The organism is Segatella copri (genome assembly GCF_002224675.1).
GTDB lineage: Bacteria > Bacteroidota > Bacteroidia > Bacteroidales > Bacteroidaceae > Prevotella > Prevotella copri_U.
In genome coordinates this window covers 347702-365319 of record NZ_NMPZ01000001.1, presented here as the reverse complement: position 1 = coordinate 365319, position 17618 = coordinate 347702, and the positions used below count along the sequence as shown (strand labels likewise).

The 17618-nt window shown below is 45.7% G+C and carries 15 protein-coding genes; 11 read left to right on the top strand and 4 right to left on the bottom strand.

The features are described from left to right. Positions 1–13 precede the first annotated feature (13 nt). Positions 14–2191 (top strand): family 20 glycosylhydrolase, encoded by a 2178-nt coding sequence (locus CFT61_RS01640; RefSeq protein WP_089542725.1) that lies wholly within the window; start codon positions 14–16, stop codon positions 2189–2191. 102 nt (positions 2192–2293) lie between these two features. Here CFT61_RS01640 and CFT61_RS16770 read toward each other — a convergent pair whose 3' ends face one another. Beyond that, complete coding sequence (locus tag CFT61_RS16770; RefSeq protein ID WP_153089462.1) at positions 2294–2434, bottom strand: hypothetical protein; 141 nt, start codon at positions 2432–2434, stop codon at positions 2294–2296. A gap of 322 nt (positions 2435–2756) precedes the next feature. Beyond that, entirely contained in the window at positions 2757–4829 is a 2073-nt protein-coding gene (gene rho / locus CFT61_RS01635; RefSeq protein WP_089542724.1) for a transcription termination factor Rho, read from the bottom strand. 152 nt (positions 4830–4981) lie between these two features. Here rho and abc-f point away from each other — a divergent pair, with 152 nt between their 5' ends. The 7 genes from abc-f to CFT61_RS01600 all read left to right on the top strand — a co-directional run bounded on the left by abc-f (position 4982) and on the right by CFT61_RS01600 (position 13784). After that, entirely contained in the window at positions 4982–6814 is a 1833-nt protein-coding gene (gene abc-f / locus CFT61_RS01630; RefSeq protein ID WP_089542723.1) for a ribosomal protection-like ABC-F family protein, read from the top strand. Positions 6815–6901: 87 nt separating this feature from the next. Next, the gene (gene yihA / locus CFT61_RS01625) at positions 6902–7507 is read left to right on the top strand and encodes a ribosome biogenesis GTP-binding protein YihA/YsxC (RefSeq protein WP_089542722.1); all 606 of its coding nucleotides are present in this window, start codon (positions 6902–6904) and stop codon (positions 7505–7507) included. A gap of 109 nt (positions 7508–7616) precedes the next feature. Further along, positions 7617–8600 (top strand): Gfo/Idh/MocA family protein, encoded by a 984-nt coding sequence (locus CFT61_RS01620; protein ID WP_089542721.1) that lies wholly within the window; start codon positions 7617–7619, stop codon positions 8598–8600. A 19-nt stretch (positions 8601–8619) separates the two neighbouring features. Then, positions 8620–9840, top strand: a complete 1221-nt coding sequence (locus CFT61_RS01615) for a DUF4421 domain-containing protein (protein ID WP_254918817.1) — start codon at positions 8620–8622, stop codon at positions 9838–9840. Beyond that, a complete protein-coding gene (locus CFT61_RS01610) occupies positions 9837–10700 on the top strand; it encodes an N-acetylmuramoyl-L-alanine amidase-like domain-containing protein (protein ID WP_233905505.1) in 864 nt (287 codons plus the stop codon). The genes CFT61_RS01615 and CFT61_RS01610 overlap by 4 nt, the downstream gene beginning before the upstream one ends. A gap of 274 nt (positions 10701–10974) precedes the next feature. Next, positions 10975–13032, top strand: coding sequence for a molecular chaperone HtpG (gene htpG / locus CFT61_RS01605; protein WP_089542720.1), 2058 nt, complete (start codon positions 10975–10977; stop codon positions 13030–13032). 206 nt (positions 13033–13238) lie between these two features. Next, complete coding sequence (locus tag CFT61_RS01600; RefSeq protein ID WP_089542719.1) at positions 13239–13784, top strand: RNA polymerase sigma factor; 546 nt, start codon at positions 13239–13241, stop codon at positions 13782–13784. 183 nt (positions 13785–13967) lie between these two features. Here CFT61_RS01600 and CFT61_RS01595 read toward each other — a convergent pair whose 3' ends face one another. Together CFT61_RS01595 and CFT61_RS01590 are read right to left on the bottom strand one after the other, a co-directional pair. Beyond that, positions 13968–14351 carry a hypothetical protein gene (locus CFT61_RS01595; RefSeq protein WP_089542718.1) on the bottom strand — a complete coding sequence of 128 codons (384 nt, stop codon included), beginning with the start codon at positions 14349–14351 and terminating at the stop codon, positions 13968–13970. Between the two features lie 38 nt (positions 14352–14389). Then, complete coding sequence (locus CFT61_RS01590) at positions 14390–15847, bottom strand: aminoacyl-histidine dipeptidase (protein WP_089542717.1); 1458 nt, start codon at positions 15845–15847, stop codon at positions 14390–14392. 149 nt (positions 15848–15996) lie between these two features. Here CFT61_RS01590 and CFT61_RS01585 point away from each other — a divergent pair, with 149 nt between their 5' ends. From CFT61_RS01585 to nth, 3 genes are read left to right on the top strand one after another with little or no spacing between them, the layout of a single operon-like run. After that, positions 15997–16191, top strand: coding sequence for a hypothetical protein (locus CFT61_RS01585; protein ID WP_089542716.1), 195 nt, complete (start codon positions 15997–15999; stop codon positions 16189–16191). Positions 16192–16236: 45 nt separating this feature from the next. Continuing rightward, on the top strand, positions 16237–16851 hold the full coding sequence (locus tag CFT61_RS01580; protein WP_089542715.1) for an OmpH family outer membrane protein: 615 nt from the start codon (positions 16237–16239) through the stop codon (positions 16849–16851). 29 nt (positions 16852–16880) lie between these two features. Further along, a complete protein-coding gene (gene nth / locus CFT61_RS01575) occupies positions 16881–17528 on the top strand; it encodes an endonuclease III (RefSeq protein ID WP_089542714.1) in 648 nt (215 codons plus the stop codon). Positions 17529–17618 lie beyond the last annotated feature (90 nt).

The window sequence follows — 17618 nt, the reverse complement described above, 5'->3', positions numbered from 1 at the left end:
AAACCATTAGTGTATGAGAAAAATGATTTCTTTTGCAGTTTTTGCATTGTTGGCAACCTCGCTGTCGGCGCAGACCGTCGCCAATATGAAGGACCTCAATGCAGAGAAAAAATCGGCTGCTATTAACCTGAAATTGACAGGAACATTAACAACCACGAGAAATTCGGATTTCCGACAGCTTCGTGATTTGTGCTGGCAATTGAGAACTCTGGACTTGAGCGAGGCTACCTGTCCTGTTCTTCCAAAGAATGCTTTCCATTCCCGTCATCATCTGCGGAGCATCATCCTGCCAAACCAGTTGCAGGAGATTGGTAGTCAGGCTTTCTTTGCCTGCGACAATCTGCAGGATGTAGTGATTCCTAAGAGCGTGACGAAAGTGGGAGCTGCAGCCTTTTCTGGTTGCAAGGCATTGAAAAACATCACGATAGACGGAACACCGGAGTTGGGAGAGTTTGCCTTTGCCAATCTGGAAGGCGTAAAGGTCATCAAGGTGAATTCCAAGATTCCGCCAAAGGCTGCTTCTACTGCTTTTTCGGGCATGAATATGCGAGGCGTGAAACTGGTGATGCCAAGAGGTTGCGAAAAACTCTATCGCAAGGCTCCGGGATGGAACCACTTCTTCGGTGAGGTGAAACAGGCGAGAGCTGTCTGCAATCCTGAGGCTTGTCTGATTCCTACCCCGATGGACCTGAAAGTAAATGCCAAGGCGGCACCTTTGCAGGTGGCAGGAAACTGGAAGATCGTAGCTGCCGATGGGCTTGCCAATGAGCAGGAACATGCCGAGAGAATCCTGAAGGAGCGAGTAGAGCAGCATAAGGATTTGAAAAAGGGCGGACAGCTCACTATGACGCTTGCCCTGGATGAGACGCTGGCAGACAACGAGGCTTATACCCTGGATGTGCAGCAGAAGGGAGTAGTAATCAAGGGTAAGACTGCTGCTGGTGTCTTCTATGGTTTGATGACTTTCGATCAGTTGCTCCGTGGCGATGCCTCTAAGGTAGGTTGCGATGCCATCCCGCAGCTGACATTGAAAGACCAGCCTCGCACCCATGTGAGAGAGTTGATGGTGGATCCTTGCCGTATCTTCGTTCCATACGAGGATCTGAAGGCTTTTGTTCCGGAGATGGCCCGCTATAAACTGAATATGCTTCATCTCCATCTTGTAGATGACCAGGCTTGGACCATTGAAATCAAGAAATATCCTAGACTCACCGCTGAGGCGAGCAGTCGATGGGGAATGGACGATATGCTGATGCCTATCAAGGGCTATTATACCCAGGAGCAGATGCGCGACTTCGTGGCATATTGTGCCAAGTATCATATCCAGGTGGTTCCTGAGATTGAGATGCCGGGTCACGAGGTAGCTGCCATCAGTGTTTATCCTGAGTTGACCTGTCAGGGTGTTCAGAAACCTATCCGTACCACCTGCGGTGTATCGGATGAGTTGCTTTGTCCGGGTAATGACTTTACTTACGAGTTTCTGGGCAATGTATTCAAGGAGTTGGCAGATATCTTCCCTTCTGAATATATCCATCTGGGTGGTGATGAGGCAGGAAATCCTGCGCTCGACTGCTGGACCAACTGCCCTAAGTGCCAGGCATTGAAGAAGAAACTGGGTATTACCACAACCGACCGTTCTGAGAACTGGAAGTTGCAGGGCTATCTCTTTGACAAGGTGATAGATCTGCTTCGTACCCAGTATCACAAGACTCCAATGTTCTGGTATGAGACCGATTTCAAGAAGATTCAGCCTGGTTGTGTTACCTTTGCCTGGCGTGCCGGTTTGACAAAGGAAGCATTGGTAGCGGCTGTAGAGAACAATGCCCGTATCCTGCTTTGTCCTGGAGAGCATTGCTATTTTGATTATCCGATGGCAAAGGGCGATATGCCTGAGGTAAACTGGGGTATGCCTGTAACATCTCTGAAGGCAGCCTATAGCCTGGATCCTGCCTGGGGTATGGGCGAGGAGTTTGAGAAGAATAATCTCTTCGGTGTAGCCGGAACCCTTTGGAGCGAGTGCATCAATTCGCCAGAGCGTATCTACTATCAGGCTTATCCTCGTTCGCTGGCTTTGGCTGAGGCAGGCTGGAGTTTCCAGAAGAACCGTTCATGGGAGGGATTCCTGACCCGCTTGAAGCCAACCGTGAAGGATATGATGAGAAGAGGCATCACCTTCTCTATGGAATATTAATGATGAACTAGAAAGCAAGAAGGGCAAGCTCCAAAAATGGAGCTTGCCCTTTCTCATATTTAAATCTCTCTCACTGTAAAAATATAATAGAGATTTCTATTTTTACTTGCTCAAACTAACAGAGTGGCTCATATTAGTCATTTCCGGGATTGAGTTGATTACGTCTCTCAAGAACATACCCATGCAAAGTACCATACCTGAAAACATAACTGCGGCTACTGCCATTGTAAAAATAGTCATCATAATCTTTAAATCTTTTTAATTTTTTGTTACTGTTATTCCTTAATACGAGTGCAAAGTTAACACTTTTTTATCAAATAACGGCATTTTATGCTAAGAAATATAAATGCAACAAGTATTTTTTGACCTGTATCAACTACTTCAGATATGTGATGAAAATGACATTTTTATAGTATATTCCTGGTATTGCTGTCATGCTTATATGCCGAATCTGTAATCTGACTTTTTATGTATAGGGATGCTCTGTTTTACCTATCAAATAGAAAGAAAAAGTCCAGTAAGTATGAATGGACTTACTGGACTCTTTTTTGTGTGACATTTATCGTTATGAGTTCATGGAAATGAGGAACTCTTCGTTGTTGCGGGTTTGCTGCATACTCTTGTGGATGGTGTTCATCGCCTCAATCGGGTTCATGTCGGAAATGAACTTGCGGAGAATCCACATACGGTCGAGGGTTGTCTTATCCTGCAAGAGGTCGTCGCGACGGGTAGAAGAAGCCACGAGGTTGACTGCAGGGAAGATACGCTTGTTACTGAGTGAGCGGTCGAGCTGCAACTCCATGTTACCTGTACCCTTGAACTCCTCGAAGATGACCTCATCCATCTTACTACCTGTATCAATAAGGGCTGTAGCGATAATGGTGAGTGAACCGCCGTTCTCGATATTACGGGCTGCACCGAAGAAACGCTTAGGCTTCTGCAATGCATTGGCATCCACACCACCCGTCAACACCTTACCTGATGCTGGGGCTACAGTATTATAGGCACGTGCCAGACGTGTGATAGAGTCGAGGAAGATGACTACATCATGACCGCATTCTACCATACGCTTTGCCTTCTCCAGAACGATACCGGCAATCTTCACGTGGCGCTCGGCTGGTTCATCAAAGGTAGAAGCGATTACCTCGGCATTCACGGTGCGAGCCATATCGGTAACCTCCTCAGGACGTTCGTCGATGAGCAGCATCATCAGGTATGCCTCTGGATGGTTGGCTGCAATGGCATTGGCAATATCCTTCATCAGGATGGTCTTACCGGTCTTAGGCTGAGCCACGATGAGTGCACGCTGTCCCTTACCGATAGGTGAGAAGAGATCTACTATGCGGGTACTCAGGTTGGTGGTACGGCGGTCGCCGCAGAGCTCAAACTTTTCGTTAGGGAAGAGTGGGGTGAGGTGCTCGAATGGAACACGGTCTCTTACATCCGATGGGTCACGACCATTGATCTTGTCGATGCTGGTGAGTGGAAAGTACTTTTCACCCTCATGTGGTGGACGAACGTGGCACTGGATGACATCACCAGTCTTCAATCCGTAGCGCTTCACAAAATTGGTAGCTACGTAGATATCATCTGGAGATGAGAGATAGTTGAAATCGCTGCTGCGAAGGAAGCCATATCCATCAGAGAGTACTTCGAGTACACCATTGGCAGAGATGATATCAGTAAAATCATATTCCGGTTCCTGACTTACCTCCTTAGGGGCCTGTGCAGAAGCTGGTGCTGCAGTTGCTGCCGGAGTCATCGGACGGTCGAAGATATCGTATGTAGGCATGGCTGCCTGATCCTCGATAGGTAAATCTACCACGGTGATGAAATCGGTGCCATCGCCCGGGTCGCCTGACCAGATACCATCTGGTGTAGTCTCGGTTACAGCTGACTCTGGAGTATTGTTTTCTTTTGGTTCTGCAGGAGTACTGTTCTCGTTGTGAGCATTCATCTTAGCCTGGAGCATGGCAATCAACTCACTGTTGTCATTGCCCGAACCTTCGGCAGTAAACTGCGCCTCAGGAATCTCTGTCTCCTGGTTGTCAGATACAGGAGCTTCTTCGGTTGGCTGCTCATTGCTTGCCAGAGCTGTAGCCATAGCTTCTTCCTCAGAAACAGCAGCCTGCTCTGTTGGGCTTTCAGCATTGTCTGTATGATCTGCATTTTCGGTTGGTAGCTCAGCAGTATTATCTGCTGCCTTCATTACTTCCTGCTGCATTTTGATGGCAGCCGCTTTGGCAGCCGCAATGGCTTCCAGTTCTGCCTTGCTCTTGCGTCCTCTGTGCTTAGGGAAAGCTGCCAGTGGATCAATGGTAGCAGGGGTAGCTTGTGGAGTGTCCTCTTCAGTGGTTGTATCAGTAGCGGCAGGGCCGTTAACCTGGTTTTTCATAACATCGAAGTTTTCTCCCTCGATTCCATGAACAGAATATACTCGATCTTCTTTCTTGCTGGCGATGCGTGTGCGTTTACGCTTTTGCGCAGCACCATCTGCTGATGCCTCTGCCAAAGCATCAAGAATCGTATAGATAATCGTCTCCTTATTGTCGCCAGATTTAATCTTGACGCCAATTTCTTTTGCAAGGTCCTTCAGTTGAAGGACACTTTTTGCTGATAATTCGTCTTTGCTATACATTATTATATATTGTATATTATATGATTTTTCTATGAAATGAAGCGTTTCTACAATGGAAACACTAGATGTATTTGAACTTTTCGAGTGCAAAGATAAGCAAAAAATTTGTTTCTGCCAAATTTTTTCTGTAACTTTGCACAAAAATAACGAAAATGGCAAGTCAAATACCGTATTTAGACGTTCAAAACCTCACCAAACGCTTTGGAGCAGAGGTTCTTTTTGATAAAATATCCTTCTCTATAGCTGAAGGACAGAAAGTGGGACTCGTGGCACGCAATGGCACGGGTAAATCTACATTGATGTCGGTCCTTATGGATAAGGAGGGACATGAGAGTGGTGATATCATCTATCGACGCGATTTGAAAGTGGGCTATCTGGAACAATCTCCTAAGTTTAATCCAGAGGAAAGCGTGTTGGAAGCTTGTTTCAATCATGAGGATGATCCAGAAAAGGTGCTCAAGGCAAAGCAGATCCTCACTCAGTTGCATATCACCAATATGGACCAGCCGATGGGACAGTTGAGTGGAGGACAGCAGAAGCGTGTGGCACTCGCCAATGTGCTGATAGATGAGCCTGACTTCCTGATGCTCGATGAGCCTACCAACCACCTCGACCTGGAGATGATAGAGTGGCTGGAGGGTTATCTGAATCGTGGCAACAAGACCATCTTTATGGTTACGCACGATCGTTTCTTCCTCGATAAGGTATGTAATACCATCTTGGAACTCGACGATAAGACCATCTACACCTATCGTGGAAACTATGCTTATTATCTGGAAAAGCGCCAGGAACGTATGGATAATCTGCGTGCAGAAATCCAGCATTCCAAGAATCTCTATCGCAGAGAGCTGGACTGGATGCGTCGTCAACCTCAGGCTCGAGGGCATAAGGCGAAATATCGTGAGGATGCTTTCTATGAGTTGGAGAAGGTAGCCAAGCAGCGCATCGAAGACCGTCAGGTAAGATTGAAGGCTTCTACCGTATATATTGGTTCGAAAATCTTCGAATGCCAGTATGTGAGCAAGGCTTTCGATGACAGAGGAAAGAAGAAGGTGATTCTCGATAACTTCTACTACAACTTTGCCCGATTTGAGAAGATGGGTATCGTAGGTAATAATGGTACGGGAAAATCTACTTTCATCAAGATGCTCTTGGGTGAGGTGCAGCCGGATAGTGGTAAGTTTGACATTGGTGAGACTGTGCGCTTTGGCTATTTCTCGCAGGAGGGACTCAAGTTCAGGGAAGACCAGAAGGTGATAGATGTCATCACGGAGATAGCCGACTATATCGACCTGGGCAACGGCAAGCACATGACGGCTTCGCAGTTCCTGCAGTTCTTCCTCTTTACTCCTGAGGAACAGCACAACTATGTATATAAGTTGAGCGGTGGCGAGAAGCGCAAGCTCTATCTCTGTACGGTGCTGATGAGAAATCCTAACTTCCTGGTACTCGATGAGCCTACCAATGACCTCGATATCCAGACCTTGCAGGTGTTGGAAGAGTATCTGCAGGATTTCGCCGGTTGCGTAATCGTGGTGAGTCACGACCGTTACTTTATGGACAAGGTGGTAGATCATCTCCTGGTATTCAAGGGGGAAGGCGAAATTCAGGATTTCCCTGGCAACTATACCCAGTATAGAGACTGGAGCAGGTTGCAGGAGAAGGATGAAGCAGAAAAAGCTGCAGCTACGGCTAAAAATGCAGGCAATAACAATACGGCTGCCAATGATGGTGCCGGCACAGCCAAACGTGATGCCAACTTTGAGAACAAACGTAAGATGAGCTATAAGGAGAAGCGTGAATATGAACAGCTGACCCAGGAAATAGAGAAGCTTACCGATGAGCAGAAAAAGTTGGAAGAAGCCCTTTGCAGTGGTACCCTGTCGGTAGAGGAATTGACCGAAAAGAGCAAGCGTCTGCCGGAAATCAAGGATGAGCTTGACGAGAAGGAAATGAGGTGGCTGGAACTGTCAGAGATGCTATAGACATTGAACTTTGAGCGGTTGAATATTGAACTTTATGATTAGTTCGTGTGCTGCCTATAATAATAATTATAAAAGAAAATAGAAAGAATGGAAATCAAGAAATCAGAATTTACGATATCTGCTCCACGCGTGAGCATGTGTCCAAAAGATAATAAGGCTGAGTATGCTTTTATCGGCCGTAGTAATGTAGGCAAATCGAGCCTCATCAATATGCTTTGCAATCATAAGGGTTTGGCTAAAACTTCTGCTACACCGGGTAAAACATTGCTTATCAATCATTTTATCATCAATAATGAATGGTATCTGGTTGACCTTCCTGGCTATGGTTTCGCCAAACGTTCGAAGACAGTACAGAAACAGTTGGAGCAGATGATCAGCAGTTATATCCTGCAGCGCCCACAGTTGGCGAATGTCTTCGTTCTGATCGATGTGCGTCATGAGCAGCAAAAGATTGACCGTGAGTTTGTGGATTGGCTGGGCGAAAGCAATGTGCCTTTCTGTATCGTCTTTACCAAGGCGGATAAGTTGGGACCGGTAAAGGCTCGTATGAATGCCGAGAAATGGATGCACGCTCTGGAGGACCGTTGGGAGGCACTTCCTCCTTACTTCATCACCAGTAGTGAGAAGAAGACGGGTCGTGATGAAGTACTCGACTATATTGACGAAATCAATAAATCACTGGCAGGAGAGTAAAAGCCTGCCATCTGGATCTATTAGTCAAGATATACTCTGCCGGATTCTGGTATATAATCGTGTCCGGATCAACAATATTCAGGTAAAATCAGAATATAAAAGTAATAGGATGAAACAGATAAACTGGGGATTTATCGGCTGCGGAGAAGTAACCGAGAAGAAGAGCGGACCTGCCTTCAATGAGGTAGAGGGGTCGCAGGTCGTTGCGGTGATGAGCCGTAGCGAGAAAAAGGCTCGTGGTTATGCCGAGCGTCATCATATACGAAAATGGTACACCGATGCACAGGAACTCATCGATGATCCAGATGTGAATGCAATATATATCGCTACGCCACCATCATCGCATGCCACCTTCGCCATTATGGCAATGCGTGCCGGCAAACCGGTATATATCGAGAAACCATTGGCGGCAAGCTATAGCGATTGTATTCGTATCAACCGTATCAGCGAGCAGACGGGGGTGCCATGTTTTGTTGCCTATTACCGTCGTTATCTTCCTTATTTTCAAAAAGTAAAGGAGATTATCAAAAGTGGTGCTATAGGTGATGTCATCAATGTACAGGTTCGTTTTTCTGTGCCTCCACGTGATCTGGACACCAAGAGTGGCAAGGAGATGCCTTGGAGACTGCAGCCGGATATTGCCGGTGGAGGATATTTCTACGACCTGGCTCCTCATCAGATAGACCTGTTGCAGGATCTCTTTGGAGTCATCACCCGTGCCCATGGTTATCCTGCCAACCGTGCGCATCTTTATGATGCAGAAGATACGGTATCTGCCTGTTTCTTCTTCGAAAGTGGTATTCCGGCGAGCGGCAGTTGGTGCTTCGTGGGACATGAGAGTGCCAAGGAAGACTGTATTGAGGTGATTGGCGACAAGGGTTCGCTCTCTTTCTCTGTCTTTACCTATCAGCCTATCGAGTTGATAACTAGCGAGGGCAGATCGAGCATCACCGTTGCCAATCCACCGTATGTTCAGTTGCCTATCATCAGAAATGTGATAGAGCATCTGCAGGGCATCAATACCTGTACCTGCACCAGCGTTTCTGCTACCCCGGTAAACTGGGTGCTTGATCGTGTGCTTTGGAAGAATTAGAAAGAATACCCTAAATGGGATGAGAAAAATTGGTATTATAGTAGGACTGCTGTATCTCGTTCTGCTGCCATTGATGGCGGCGGAGCGAGATACGTTGGAATGCCCTGTAAGACAGGATTCATCTCTCATCAAGACCCTTTTCAATTCTTCGATGTTCAAGGGTAATACTCAGGACAGCTTGATTCGTGCCCGTCATGAGCGCACATTCTTTCATCGTCTGGGTAAGACCTTCACTACCTTCTTTAGAGAGTTCTCCAATATAGATGAAAGGTATATAGAACCTCAGCACTTCAATTATACGGTGATGCTGCAGAATACCAATACCTACGAGGAATATACCCTCTATGGCAAGGAGGGGCAGCGAATCTCCTTTGCGCCTGATCCTTCCTGGCGCCTGGGACCTTATCTGGGATGGCGATGGGTATTCCTGGGTTATACTCTCGACCTGAAGCATATCAATACCAAGGATAATCATAGCAGCAAGAAGGAGTTCAACCTGAGTTTGTACAGCAGTTTGCTGGGTGTGGATCTGTTCTGGCGCCAAACGGGTAATGATTATCATATTCAGCGAATGAACCTGGGGAATCATATCAATACGGATGCTCTGAGAAAAGTATCTTTCGATGGTTTTAAGAGTAGTATTAAAGGCTTGAATCTTTACTATATCTTCAATCATCGTAGGTTCTCATATCCAGCAGCTTACTCTCAAAGTACAAGGCAGAAGAAAAGTGCTGGCTCATGGATGGTAGGACTGGGATATACTCAGCATCAGCTGGAAGTGGATTGGAATAAGCTTTCTGCCATAGTGGATGAGCGGCTCAATCAGAAAACCAAGCAACAGTTGGAGGCTAAAATAGATAGCAGTCTGATGTTCTCGAAAGTGAAGTATAGCGATTATTCCGCTACGGTGGGATATGGCTACAACTGGGTGTTTGCCAAAAACTGGCTCTTCAATGCCTCCCTTTCTGTTGGTCTTGCCTACAATCACTCTAAATCAGGAGATCCGGAAAAGGATAAGTTTGATCTGAAGAACTTCAACTTCAAGAATTTCAACTTTGATGGTGTCGGCCGTTTTGGAGTGGTATGGAACAACGACCGCTGGTATGCAGGTGCCAGTACCGTCATCCATTCGTATAATTATCACAAGGATCATTTCTCAACCAACAATTCCTTCGGTTCGCTCAATATTTATGTGGGTGTGAACTTTGGAAAGAAACGAGAATATAAAAATGTAAAATGATGAAAGTAAAGCACAGTTTTTTAGTTTTTGCAGCGGCATTCCTGATGGTAATGCCTGCTTTTGCCAAGACGGGCGTGGTTTATCAGCGCCAGGATAGTTTGCGAATCGTATCCTTGCTGCAGCAGGCGAAGGCGATGAAGAAAAAGCCTGCCAACTGGATGATGTGGTTTGGAAAGCAGTTTGTTGGAATCCCTTATGTGGGTGGCACCTTGGACAGAACCCGGGAAGAGCTGCTCGTGGTGAATACCAGGGAGCTGGATTGTACTACCTACGTGGAAATCGTGACCGCCCTGACGATGTGTGCCAAGCATCAGGAAACCAGTTTCGCAGCTTTCTGCAATCATCTGAAGCACGTGCGCTATATCGGTGGAGAGGTAGCGTATGTAAAACGCCAGCACTATTTCACCCTCTGGGTGGATGACAATGTAAAGGAAGGCATCGTGAAGGATATTCAGAATAATCCTCCCTTCACTGCAGTCCAGACTATCAACGTAAACTGGATGTCCACCCATCCGTCCAGTTACAAGATGCTTTCGGCTCATCCGCAGTGGAAGTCGGGTATCCGTGCTTTGGAGCAGAGCATCAACGGCAAGCGCTATCGCTATATCCCGAAAGGGGAGATTCGTAACAATCAGCTTTTCAGAAATACCATCAAGGATGGTGATATCCTTCTGATGATAACCCGAAAGAAGGGATTGGACACCACGCATATCGGTATTGCTTCCTGGCATAAGGATGGATTACATCTGCTCAATGCCAGCAGCATCCACAAAAAAGTGATTGATGAACCGATGACACTCTATACCTATATGCAGAAGCATCCATCTCAGATAGGTATCCGAGCTTGTAGGGTGTTATAAAATTTCGGAATATGAATGCTTATGTCGGAAAAGCCTGTAAATAGGGCATTTTTCACATTTAATATTTTCCCTTAAGGATAGTTGTTTTTTTCCTTAAGGGAAAATATTTTTTTCCTTAAGGCTTTTTATTTTTTCCCTTAAGGCTTATTGCTTGTTCTGATGATATTGTCAGATTTATTCTGCCATTTTGTTCTTTTCTCCCTTTTTGGCACGTTATTTGTAAAACCTATAGCAAAAACAAATAAAGTAAAACATATAAATAAACATTATAATTATGGCACAGAAAGGTAATATCGGTGTAACGACAGAGAACATTTTCCCTGTCATCAAGAAATTCTTATATTCAGATCATGACATCTTCCTCCGTGAGATGGTTTCCAACGCTGTGGATGCTACACAGAAGTTGAAGACTCTTGCTGCCCAGGGCGACTTCAAGGGTGAGATTGGTGACACAACAGTGCGTGTCTCTCTAGATGAGAAGGCTGGTACCCTGACCATCAGCGACCGTGGTATCGGTATGACTGAGGAGGAAATCGATAAATATATCAACCAGATTGCATTTTCTGGTGTAACAGACTTCCTTGATAAGTATAAGGAGAATGCCAATGCCATCATCGGTCACTTCGGACTCGGTTTCTATTCTTCTTTCATGGTAGCCAGCAAGGTGGAAATCATCACCAAGAGCTATAAAGAGGGTAGCAAGGCTGTAAAGTGGAGCTGCGATGGTTCACCAGCTTTCGAAATCGAGGATGCAGACAAGGCAGAGCGTGGTTCTGACATCATTCTCCATATTGCAGACGACTGCAAGGAATTCCTCCAGAAGAACAAGATCGAGGAACTCCTGAACAAGTACTGCAAGTTTATGGCAGTGCCTGTAGCTTTCGGCAAAAAGACTGAGTGGAAGGACGGAAAGAACGTGGAGACTGACGAGGATAACATTATTAATAATGTGGAGCCTCTCTGGACCAAGACTCCTAGCACACTGAAGGATGAGGACTATAAGAAGTTCTATCACACCCTCTATCCAATGCAAGACGATCCATTGTTCTGGATTCATCTGAACGTAGATTTCCCATTCAATCTGACGGGTATTCTCTACTTCCCACGTATCAAGAACAGCATTGACATGCAGCGTAACAAGATTCAGCTGTATTGCAACCAGGTATTCGTAACAGACCAGGTAGAGGGCATTGTTCCTGAGTTCCTGACCCTGTTGCATGGTGTCATTGACTCACCAGACATCCCTTTGAACGTGAGCCGCAGCTACTTGCAGAGCGATAGCAACGTGAAGAAGATTTCTACCTATATCACCAAGAAGGTGGCAGATCGTCTGAGCTCAATCTTCAAGGAGAACCGCAAGGAATTCGAGGAGAAGTGGGATGATCTCAAGCTCTTCATCAATTATGGTATGCTTTCACAGGAAGACTTCTACGAGCGTGCCAAGGACTTCGCACTCTTGAAGGATGTTGAGGGCAAGTACTTCACTTACGAGGAGTACAAGACGCTGATCAAGGACAACCAGACGGATAAGGATGGTAATCTGGTATATCTCTATGCTAACAACAAGGAGGAGCAGTACTCTTACATCGAGGCTGCCAAGCAGAAGGGTTACTCTGTGCTCCTGATGGAAGGTCAGCTCGATACACCTATGGTAAATATGTTGGAGCAAAAGTTGGATAAAAGCCGCTTTACCCGTGTGGATGCGGATATCATCGACCGACTCATCGTGAAGGAAGATGCCAAGAAGACAGATTTGACAAAGGATCAGTCTGACAATTTGACAGAGGTGTTCCGTTCTCAGATGCCTAAGCTCGACAAGGCAGAGTTCTTCGTGGAGATTCAGGCTTTGGGTGAGCAGAACCAACCTGTGCTCATTACTCAGAACGAGTATATGCGCCGTATGAAGGCAATGAGTCAGTTCCAGGCAGGTATGAACTTCTATGGTCAGATGCCTGACAGCTACAACATCGTATTGAACTCAGACCATGCATTGGTGAAGAAGGTATTGGAGGATGCTGAGGCTAATACCGCCGAAAGCCTGAAGCCAATCCTTGCAGAAATCAAGGGTCAGGAAGCTCGTCTCGCTGTGCTTCATCAGGAGCAGGGCAAGAAGAAGCCAGAAGAGATTACCCAGGAGGAGAAGGATGATGTTCACAACACAGAGAAGGCTATCAGCGATGAGAAGGCTAAACGCAATGATATCATCTCTGGTTATGCCAAGAACAACAACATCGTTCATCAGCTCATCGACCTCGCTTTGTTGCAGAATGGTATGCTGAAGGGTGCTTCTCTCGATGCTTTCCTGAAGAGAAGTGTGGATATGATCAAGTAATTGCTGCTTTATAAAAAGTATATTACTTTACGTAGTGTAACATCAAATGTTACAAATCGTATCTAGATATGTGCTAAATGTTTCAATGTAGGCATTTAGCACATTTTTTTTGTTTCTTTTCTTTGGTGATATTATCTGTTTTTTGTACCTTTGCACTACTTGATAGAAGAAACAAATAAACTATAAACAGATAAAAACCACCTGATATGAAACAAAAAGTTGAATCGGAACAGGATGTTGCATCAAAAAAATGCATCATTGCTGATTATTATGCAAATCATTATGACGAACTTAAGGAATTCGTGATTTCTCGTCTGCAAGTTGTGGATGAGGCTGAGGATATTGTGCAGGATATCTTTGTTCGACTTCTGCAGTCGGATCAGATGATATCACCGGTAACTCTGCCTTGTCTGGTCTATACGATGGCAAGGAACAAGGTCATTGATTATTGGCGTTGCAGACAGCAACATGAGAAGTATGAGCATTTTATTAGGAAGTGCAGTTGGATAAACAGTTCTTCTGAAGGGGTGGAGTCTATCTTTTCGGCTCGTGAAGTGAATGAGATTCTGGAGCGAGGGATTGCTCAGCTTACAGAGAGTCAGCGTTCGGTATATCGTCTGAATCTCTACGAAGATATGCCGGTTCGTCAGATTGCGGTAGTACTCAATCTGAAATATAAACAAGCAGAAAAGAAACTGGGTGTTGCCCGCAAGAAGGTTCGTGGTTTTGTAGAGAAGGCTTTGGCAGGATGAGGTCTTGGCTAGAGGAGGCTTGATATAAGAATCAGATCTTCTGTATGAGTGTTTCTGATAAGTGGTGGTTTTATCACGAAAATAAGGCTGCATTCACTTTGACAGGAGTGCAGCCTTGTTTTTATGTTTGTCTAATTTTACAATCTAAACTTAAATTCTTGATTTTAGTTTTTTGAAATAGAATCAGTTCTCTTTGAAAGCGATGATTCGTGTCAAAGCTTTGTCAAGATAGAAAGTCTGGGTGAGTTCTTCTTTCTTGCCATCATGAGTTGTCAACTGGTAGGTGGCTCTCAGATACATTAAGGTGTCTGGGAAGGTGCCATCGTTATAGTCGATATTCTTTTTCATATATGGCAACTGGTTCATCTCCTGGCGCATAGATTTTACTCTGTTAAAGTCGATCATGGCTGTAGGAGTGAGTTGGCTGAAGCGTTTAAAGCTGCAATCTTCGTTTTCCAGGTTTTCATTGAGGAAATCCTTGACGAGTGATTGAGCCTTGTGCTGGTCGCCACAGGAAGTGAGAACCAGTGCCAAGCCTAATGTCAATACGAATAGTATCTTCTTCATGATTTCATATCCTTTGTTAGGAATTCACTCAGTTCTTCTTACTTCACGCTGCGGAGGATATCCAGCAGGTGATCCCATACCATCTGAACGGTAGGAATCAGAAGTGCTTCCTCTGGTGTGTGAACGTTGCGAAGAGTAGGGCCGAAGCTTACCATGTCAAGGTCTGGATAACGCTCAGAGAAGAGACCGCACTCCAGACCGGCGTGGATACCCTTTACCAAAGGCTCCTTGCCGAAGAGTTTCTCGTAACTCTTCACGGTAATGTCGGTCAGCTTGCTGTTGGCACGCATCTTCCATGCAGGATACTTGCCTCCCACGTTTACTTCGGCACCTGCCAGAAGGAAGGCTGCCTTCACGGTGTTGGTCATGTTATCCAGGTTGCTCATCACATTGCTGCGCTGAGAAGCCACGATGTTGATGCTATTCTCGTCGGTCATCACGCTGGCAACATTGCTGGATGTCTCTACCATCTCGGCAAGTGCCTCGTCCTGACAGGTGGTGAGTGGACCATTATCTACAGCCTGTAAAGCCATGATGAACTTATCGGCTACAGCCTTCTCGATAACAGGAGCTGCATCGGCAGAACCCATGTTGAAAAGCATAGACTGCTCAGTTACGTGGAACTCATCTTCTACCTCAGATGCGAAGATATTCCAGTCTGCACGTACCTGCTCCTTTGCCTCATTCTTGACAGCAAAGACAATCTTGCCGTCGCGAGGAATGGCGTTATGCATCTTGCCGCTGTTGAAGCTTACCAGACGAAGGGCACCATTGAGTTTCTCGTTCTCCAGGAAGAGGAAGCGGGCAAGTACCTTGATGGCATTGGCGCGCTTCTTGTTGATGTCATCACCAGAGTGACCGCCGTAGAGACCTTTCAGGGATGCCTCCATAAAGAAGTAGTCTGCTGGAGCCTCTTCGCGGGTGAAGTGGAAGGTAGCCTTGGTGGTCTGGCCGCCTGCGCAGGATACGAAAATCTGACCCTCATCCTCTGAGTCAAGGTTGATGAGCATCTTGCCGGTCATGAAACCAGCCTTCATACCTACAGCACCTGTCAAGCCGGTCTCCTCGTCACGGGTGAAGACGCACTCGATAGGACCATGCTCGATGTCGTTGGCTGCGAGGATGGCAAGCTCGATGGCACATCCGATACCATCGTCAGCACCTAGGGTAGTACCTTTTGCCTTCAACCATTCACCATCTACGTAGGTCTGGATGGCATCCTTGTGGAAGTCGAACTCTACGTCCACCAGTTTGTCGCATACCATATCCATGTGACTCTGAAGGATGATGGTATCAGCATTCTCATATCCAGGGGTAGCAGCCTTTCGAATCAATACGTTGCCAGTCTCATCAACTACAGTCTCAAGGTTATGGCTCTTGCCAAATTCCTTCAAAAACTCAATCATGTTCTCCTCGTGCTTGGAAGGACGAGGTATCTCGTTGATTTTAGCGAACTGCTCGAACACAAGAGCAGGTTTTAATTCATTTTTTTCCATTGATAATGTTATTTTGTATGTATTATTCTCTTATTTTGTTATTTTTGCATCAAGAAAGTCATTTATTTATGAGATTTCTTTTGCTTTTTGCCCGAAAAATCGTACCTTTGCAACGTGAAGTGCACTAAGGCACTGCAAAGGTAATAAAAATGATAAAATTAATGTTATTAAGTCTGTTAATAATTGCTATCGCAATGGCATTATTTAGTGTGAAGCTGATTTTTAAGAAGAATGGCAAGTTCTCTTCTCAGCATGTTCACGACAATCCTGGTTTGCGCAAGATGGGTATCCACTGTGTGGTTGACCAAGACCGCGAAGCGCGCGAAGCAAACAAGGCGTATTAAATCATTTTAGTTTTAGGAATAAATAATAATAAAAATACAGAAGAAATGAAAAAGAACATTTTGAGTTCAGTGGCTATTGCTGCTGTAGCTGCCTTGTCGTTGGCATCATGCAATAAGTCACAGCCTCAGGTTGAGGCTAAGTCTGAGAGCAAGGCTCCAGCAGAGTTGAAGATTGCATACGTAGAGGTTGACTCTATCATGACTCAATACACATTCGCTAAGGAGTATGCTGCCTTGCTGGAGAAAAAGGGTCAGAATATTCAGGCTACTATCGCTCAGAAGGGTCAGCAGTTGCAGGCAGCTGCTGCTAACTTCCAGCAGAAGATTCAGCAGAATGCTTACACCCGTGAGCAGGCTGAGGCTATCCAGGCTGGTTTGCAGAAGCAGAACAATGATCTTCAGGGATTGCAGCAGCGTTTGAGCAATGAGTTTGCTGCTGAGCAGAATAAGTACAACAAGGCTCTCCACGACAGCATTGCTAACTATCTGGCTCAATATAACAAGGACAAGAAGTATAGCATCATCTTCTCTAAGAGTGGTGACAATCTGCTTTATGCTGATAAGGCATACGATATTACCCGTGAGGTTATCACTGGCTTGAACAAGGCTTACAAGGGCAAGTTGAAGGGTGCAGAGGAAACTCCTGCCAAGAAGAAGTAATATTCCGGAAAATATAAACGTATTGAAATATGCTTCGTAACGAAAGATACGATTTCATATTGAATCACTTCAGAAATGCGCTGCCGAATGTGACTACCGAGTTGCAATTCGGTAGCGCATTTCAGCTTCTTGTTGCTACCTTGCTTTCGGCTCAGTGTACCGACAAGCGTATCAATATGGTTACGCCGGCTCTCTTTGCCCGCTATCCAGATGCACGGCACATGGCGAAGGCGAGCGAGGAGGATATCTATGAGCTGATCAGTTCGGTAAGCTATCCCAATGCCAAGGCGAAACATCTGGCACAGATGTCACGGCAACTGGTTGAACTCTTTGGAGGTGAGGTGCCGGAGACTGCTGATGATCTGGTGAAATTGGCTGGAGTGGGGCGCAAGACGGCGAATGTGATCCGTGCCGTTTGGTTTGGGCATGCCACGATGGCGGTGGATACGCATGTTTATCGTGTGAGCCATCGCATGGGCTTGGTGCCTCGTACGGCTGATACGCCTCGCAAGGTGGAGGATTATCTGATGAAGCACATTCCGGCAGAAGATATTCCGAATGCGCATCACTGGATTTTGTTGCACGGCAGATATATCTGCAAAAGTGCCAAGCCGCTTTGTGATAAATGCTTCTTCAATGAATATTGTCCAAAACTCTTGAAGGACAGTAAACTTTGACCTGTGAGGAGATATTTGTTAAAAAGATAGGAGTTAAGAATTGGAAGTTGTTGTGGTTGGTAGTCAACTTCTCAATCTTAACTCCTAACT

Excerpts from the sequence above, each read along its gene's own strand:
- CFT61_RS01640 (WP_089542725.1), top strand. The coding sequence starts at position 14 with ATGAGAAAAATGATTTCTTTTGCAGTTTTTGCATTGTTGGCAACCTCG.
- CFT61_RS16770 (WP_153089462.1), bottom strand. The coding sequence starts at position 2,434 with ATGATGACTATTTTTACAATGGCAGTAGCCGCAGTTATGTTTTCAGGT.
- rho (WP_089542724.1), bottom strand. The coding sequence starts at position 4,829 with ATGTATAGCAAAGACGAATTATCAGCAAAAAGTGTCCTTCAACTGAAG.
- abc-f (WP_089542723.1), top strand. The coding sequence starts at position 4,982 with ATGGCAAGTCAAATACCGTATTTAGACGTTCAAAACCTCACCAAACGC.
- yihA (WP_089542722.1), top strand. The coding sequence starts at position 6,902 with ATGGAAATCAAGAAATCAGAATTTACGATATCTGCTCCACGCGTGAGC.
- CFT61_RS01620 (WP_089542721.1), top strand. The coding sequence starts at position 7,617 with ATGAAACAGATAAACTGGGGATTTATCGGCTGCGGAGAAGTAACCGAG.
- CFT61_RS01615 (WP_254918817.1), top strand. The coding sequence starts at position 8,620 with ATGAGAAAAATTGGTATTATAGTAGGACTGCTGTATCTCGTTCTGCTG.
- CFT61_RS01610 (WP_233905505.1), top strand. The coding sequence starts at position 9,837 with ATGATGAAAGTAAAGCACAGTTTTTTAGTTTTTGCAGCGGCATTCCTG.
- htpG (WP_089542720.1), top strand. The coding sequence starts at position 10,975 with ATGGCACAGAAAGGTAATATCGGTGTAACGACAGAGAACATTTTCCCT.
- CFT61_RS01600 (WP_089542719.1), top strand. The coding sequence starts at position 13,239 with ATGAAACAAAAAGTTGAATCGGAACAGGATGTTGCATCAAAAAAATGC.
- CFT61_RS01595 (WP_089542718.1), bottom strand. The coding sequence starts at position 14,351 with ATGAAGAAGATACTATTCGTATTGACATTAGGCTTGGCACTGGTTCTC.
- CFT61_RS01590 (WP_089542717.1), bottom strand. The coding sequence starts at position 15,847 with ATGGAAAAAAATGAATTAAAACCTGCTCTTGTGTTCGAGCAGTTCGCT.
- CFT61_RS01585 (WP_089542716.1), top strand. The coding sequence starts at position 15,997 with ATGATAAAATTAATGTTATTAAGTCTGTTAATAATTGCTATCGCAATG.
- CFT61_RS01580 (WP_089542715.1), top strand. The coding sequence starts at position 16,237 with ATGAAAAAGAACATTTTGAGTTCAGTGGCTATTGCTGCTGTAGCTGCC.
- nth (WP_089542714.1), top strand. The coding sequence starts at position 16,881 with ATGCTTCGTAACGAAAGATACGATTTCATATTGAATCACTTCAGAAAT.